Below are 2,205 nucleotides of genomic sequence, written 5' to 3'. Positions count from 1 at the left end.
GATGTCAACCAATCTAATTTTGGGTATGGTGCTAAATATGGGTATTACGGTGCTAAAGAGAAAAAATCAATATTTAAACGCTATTTCTAGAGGAGCTAAACATCCTTTTACTGTTTTTTCTTAGATTTTGATTTTGTAAGAGACTTATTTTTAAAACAAATGGTCTGTGCTTTTTAACTATTTTGAAACATACTCTTTATCAGGTTCGCACTTATAACGTGGTATTACCTTTAAGTTTCTAAGAATTAATAGGTGCTTTATTTAAAGTATAATTTTACTCTTCATCATCATTCAACAAATCAGAATCTATCATATTATCTAATTCAGGATCAATAATAACATTGCCCAATTCATTCACTTCAAAATCATCACTGTCAAAATTGGTCATCGTATAATGAAGTTTGCTACTTACCTTCACTAAATAATCAGCATCTTCGGTTTCAATCTCAACCGCTTCAATGGTTTCATTGTGATGATTATCGAAGGTAATAATATCTTTATCACTAAAACCATCAGGGAATTTTTCCGTTAAAAGTTTAAGGATTTCCGGTGTTAACTTTTTGTAATCAACAATAATTCTTTTCATCTGCAAATTGTTTAAAATTAGTTATAATCAGATGTTCAGCTAATTCATCTTTTAAAAGTTATCTAAAATAGCTCAGATAATACATTCTTGATTGATAATAAACGTGGTTTCTTTCTATAGAAACACTAATATTATAAAGTTACACTTTTTTTGATTATAAAAATCAAGAAGCGTAAAATTTAAAGGCCTCTAAAATAAGAGATTCCTCAACAAAGCAATCAATTTTTGGCTTTCCAATAGCTTCTAATAATACAAAGTTTATATTCCCGTGATTATTCTTTTTATCGTATTTCATTAGGTCGATAATAGGCGGAAAATCAGATTCATCGAAATTTACAACGCCGTAATAATTATTCAAAAGCGTTTTTATGTCTTCCATATCTTTAATAGGAAGCCCTGCTAATTTCGTTGAGATATAGCTTGCTAATACCATGCCTATCGCTATCGCTTCACCATGCAGTAAATCGGGCTTTTTAGGATTACTTAAAAAATAAGATTCAATGGCATGACCCAGGGTATGACCAAAGTTTAAGGTTTTACGAAGATTGGCTTCAAAAGGATCAATATCGACCACGTGCTTTTTAATGAGAATCGATTCATATATTAAGGCATCTAAATCATCCATTGCCAATTCTGAGAGGTTCTTAAATTTATTCCAATACGCCTCACTACTTATTAAACCGTGCTTTAGCATTTCTGCTAATCCAGATCGTATTTGGTTTTGGGGCAATGTTTTTAAATAGTCCGTATCAACAAGCACTAAGTTTGGTGTGCTTATAACCCCTATTTGATTTTTAAGCGTTCCTAAATCGACCCCTGTTTTTCCACCTACAGAGGCATCAACCATTGCTAATAGGGTAGTGGGGACGTTTATATATGCAATGCCTCGTTTAAATGTAGAGGCTACAAAACCACCTAAATCTGTTATAACGCCACCACCAACATTAATTAGCAAACTTTTTCGGTCGCCGTTAAAATCAGATAAGGTATTCCAAACCCCCAAGCAGGTATCTATCGTTTTATGAATTTCACCAGCTTCAATTTCAATAATTTCTATCGTGCAGGTTGTTTCCAATTTATCGAGTAAAATGGGTAAACAAAGTTGATGCGTATTTTCATCGACTAAAATAAAAATATTAGAAAAATTTTCTTCTTTAAGATGTTGATTTAAAGCTGTATAACAATTTTCATTAAAATGAATGATGGCATTGTTTGCGGTTATGGATTTCATGCGTTTATATGTATTCTTTTTATTGGTCACATGTAACAGCCATTTAATTATTCTCTTGCGTATCAAGATTTAGTAATGGATGTTTCATAAAATAAAAAATATGTTTTAAGGAAGTGAAATTAAGGAGTTTTTATATAAAATGATAACTCCGGCATCATTATCTTTGTATTAATTTTTAACAAATGAATACAGAACGTATTTTTGATAATACAGAAATTGCTTTTGCCCTTAAAAGTGATTCTGAACTTGAGCGTGCCTATTTCCTATTTAAAATGATCTCTATAGAACCTTTGGTTAAAATAGGAGCTGCTGCCACTAACTTTGCTATTAAAGCGCATTTACCCATCGAAGGCCTTATTCGATCTACCGTTTTTGACCATTTTTGCGG

The 2,205-nt window shown here is 31.6% G+C and carries 2 protein-coding genes and 1 pseudogene; 1 reads left to right on the top strand and 2 read right to left on the bottom strand.

The window, feature by feature from the left end; all coding sequences use genetic code 11:
• Positions 1–274 precede the first annotated feature (274 nt).
• Both AC15TD_RS04035 and aroB read right to left on the bottom strand, forming a co-directional pair.
• A complete protein-coding gene (locus tag AC15TD_RS04035; RefSeq protein WP_484450852.1) occupies positions 275–586 on the bottom strand; it encodes a hypothetical protein in 312 nt (103 codons plus the stop codon).
• Between the two features lie 163 nt (positions 587–749).
• Positions 750–1,817 (bottom strand): 3-dehydroquinate synthase, encoded by a 1,068-nt coding sequence (aroB, locus tag AC15TD_RS04030; RefSeq protein ID WP_484450851.1) that lies wholly within the window; start codon positions 1,815–1,817, stop codon positions 750–752.
• A 182-nt stretch (positions 1,818–1,999) separates the two neighbouring features.
• Between aroB and AC15TD_RS04025 the strand changes: the two are divergent.
• Positions 2,000–2,205 (top strand): annotated as a pseudogene (locus AC15TD_RS04025) (proline dehydrogenase family protein); the annotation flags it as partial.

The sequence above is a fragment of the Yeosuana sp. genome (assembly GCF_057126245.1).
Note: the sequence above shows the minus strand (reverse complement) of the source record. Positions and strands in the feature narration are given on the sequence as shown.